Raw genomic sequence first — 2719 nt, forward strand, 5'->3', positions numbered from 1 at the left:
CGCCTGCTCCGCCTGACGATCCACGACGACGGCATCGGCCTCCCGCCCGGCATCACCCTCGAACGGCTCCGCGGCTCGGGCCACTTCGGCCTGCTCGGCATGGTCGAACGGGCCGCACAGGCGGGAGTCGGGATCCACATCGGAAGGGGCGCGGACGAAGGAGGCACGGAGATACGCCTGGACATCCCGCTACCACCCACGCCCCTCCCCGACCCCTGACCTCTGACCCCTGACCTTCGACCCCTCATCCCGAAACCTCTGAGAGGAGGCACCATGCGGCCCTCACAGCCACCGAGGCACTCGCACAGCGACCTGCGGCCGGAGTTCCCACCGCCGGCGCCGGCACCCCCACCGTTGCGGCTGCTGGTCGCCGACGACAATCCCGTGGTCCGCGCCGGCCTGACGGCCCTGCTCACGGGCCGCCCGGACACCACGGTGGTGGCGGAGGCGGGGGACGGCCGGGAGGCGTACGAGGCGGCGGTCCAGCACCGGCCCGATGTCATCCTCCTCGACGTCCGGATGCCCGGAGTCGACGGAATCTCGGCGTTGCCCCACCTGGTGGGGCTGGCCCCCGTCATGATGCTCACCTACAGCCACGAGACGGAGACCGTGCGGGAGGCACTGCGGCTGGGGGCAGGGGGGTATCTGGTGCACGGCGAGTTCACGACGGAGCAGTTGGTGCGGGCGGTACGGGACGTCCGGGAGGGCCGACCGCATGTGACGCCCGGGGCGGCGAAGGCGTTGCTGCTGGACCTCCGAAGAGATGCACCTGCACACACGACGCCCCAACCCCCCGTAGTTTCGGAGGATTCCGCCCCCTCCACCCTTTCGCATATGCAACCATCTATGGGACAGTCGTTCCGGTCGCGGTTCCGGCTGAGTACGAGGGAGGCGGAGATCATGGACCTCATCGCGTCCGGCATGACCAACCAGCAGATCGCCGCCGCCTGCTTCATCAGCGAAAAGACGGTCAAGAACCACATCAACCGCATCTTCGCCAAGCTCCACAGCACCACGCGGTCCCAGGCGACGGCGAAGTGGCTGGGGGTGGCCTGATATGCGCCGGCGGGGGAGCAGCAACAGCAGGAAATGGGCCTGCGGTTGGGCCCTCGGGCCCTCTGTTCGGCCCGTGAAAGCGCTCTACGGTTCCTCGGTCGGAAGCAGGCCCGGAGGGGAGCACCGTGAGCGATCTTTTGCTGAAGACGGCTGTGGCGACCAAGGTTCGCCTGCACGGTTGGAAGAACACGACGGTCGAGGCGATGCGCCGTCGTGGCGGCGACCGAGGACAGACCGCGGTCGAGTACCTGGGCATTATCGCGGTGGTGGTTGCGATCGTTCTGGCGATCACGGGGACGGACATCGGCAAGACCATCCTCGACAAGATCAAGTCCAAGATCACGGAAATCACCTGATCTTCCCGCGCGGGCGCGGCGACTCCGGGCAGGCCTTCCCCATCTACATCACGGTGGTGGCGGGCCTGCTCTTTCTTGCGTTCGCCTACCTAGCGGTGGGCCAGGCAGCGGTGAACCGCGGTGGCGCTCAGACGGCGGCTGACGCGGCGGTGCTGGCCGCAGCTCAGAGCGGGCGTGACCAACTTGCGGCCGCATGGGCCGCTGACCTGCTCGAACCCAGCAGGTGGCAGGACATCTTCGACGGCAGGGTTCCTCTCGACAACCCATGTGGGCGAGCGGAGCAACTGGCAGCACAGAACCACGCCACATTGAATGGCTGCGACTGGCAGCTTCTGCGATACACGGTCGATGTCGAAACGAACAAGTCAGTCGGGGATTCCGTCGTCCCGGGAACGGAGGACATCCACTCCAAGGCTTCTGCGACGGCCGTGATCGAACCGCGCTGTGAACTCCCTGGTGAGCCCGGTGCGGACGATGAACTGCCGCAACTCGTCTGCGACGGAAAGCCCTGGGAGCTGGATCCGGATGACGTAGCGACTCTGCCCGCGCCCGAGGACCTCTTCGATGTTCACCTGGCCGCCGACTGACAAGCGGACGACGATGGAAAAGGGAAGCAGCGCGATGAGCATGCGGTTCACTGCGAAGGCTCGCAGGGGAATGGTCGCCATGACCATTGCTGTCGGCTTGGCCGTCGGTGTGGCCGGTTGTGGCGGTGGGGACACGGATGACAAGAAGCCGGACGGTTCTGCGTCCGCCTCCAGGAAGGGCGGCTCTCAGGCGAGTCCTCAGGAGGGACAGTCCGCAGAACCTCTGGCTGAATTGCGAGGCCCCGACGGACTGACGCTGAAAATCACGTCAGCACAGCGCGACCCGGGTGGGTTCGTCACGATCAACGCACAGCTCAAGAATGACGGCAGCAAGGATGCCGTCCTGTCGTCGCAACTGACCGGCAACGAGACAGAAATCATGAAGAACGGGCAGTCGTTCGGCGGAGCCACGCTTGTGGATTCGAAGGCGAAGAAGCGCTACTACGTGCTGCGGGACACCGACGGACGGCCTCTGACCACGACCGGCGTTCAGTCCGTCCGGGCGGGCGATACGGTGCCCGTTTTCCTGCAGTTCCCGGCGCCGCCGACCGGCACGACGGAAGTCAGCTTCCAGTTGCCCACCTTCGCCAGCGCCCCCCTCCAGATCTCCGGGTGAGGCCCCCGTGACCACCACACCCCGTCTCGCCCTCACCTCCGCCGTCCTGTTGCTCGTCGTGACCCTGCCCGCCGCCCCCGCGGTCGGCGGGCAGGGTCACGACG

At 66.9% G+C, this 2719-nt stretch carries 4 protein-coding genes and 1 pseudogene; all 5 read left to right on the plus strand.

Annotation, left to right across the window (positions count from 1 at the left end):
- Positions 1–219, plus strand: a pseudogene (locus tag CCN44_RS09065) (two-component sensor histidine kinase); the annotation flags it as partial.
- Between the two features lie 54 nt (positions 220–273).
- A complete protein-coding gene (locus tag CCN44_RS09070) occupies positions 274–1056 on the plus strand; it encodes a response regulator (protein WP_086697311.1) in 783 nt (260 codons plus the stop codon).
- Between the two features lie 125 nt (positions 1057–1181).
- Positions 1182–1412, plus strand: coding sequence for a hypothetical protein (locus CCN44_RS45980; RefSeq protein WP_059252357.1), 231 nt, complete (start codon positions 1182–1184; stop codon positions 1410–1412).
- The gene (locus CCN44_RS45985; RefSeq protein WP_237482917.1) at positions 1412–1999 is read left to right on the plus strand and encodes a pilus assembly protein TadG-related protein; all 588 of its coding nucleotides are present in this window, start codon (positions 1412–1414) and stop codon (positions 1997–1999) included. Before CCN44_RS45980 ends, CCN44_RS45985 begins: the two co-directional genes overlap by 1 nt.
- Positions 2000–2033: 34 nt before the next feature.
- Positions 2034–2615: a hypothetical protein gene (locus tag CCN44_RS09080; RefSeq protein ID WP_059252359.1), complete on the plus strand. Its 582-nt coding sequence runs from the start codon at positions 2034–2036 to the stop codon at positions 2613–2615.
- The last annotated feature ends 104 nt before the right edge of the window (positions 2616–2719 follow it).

The organism is Streptomyces tricolor (assembly GCF_002155905.1).
GTDB lineage: Bacteria > Actinomycetota > Actinomycetes > Streptomycetales > Streptomycetaceae > Streptomyces > Streptomyces tricolor.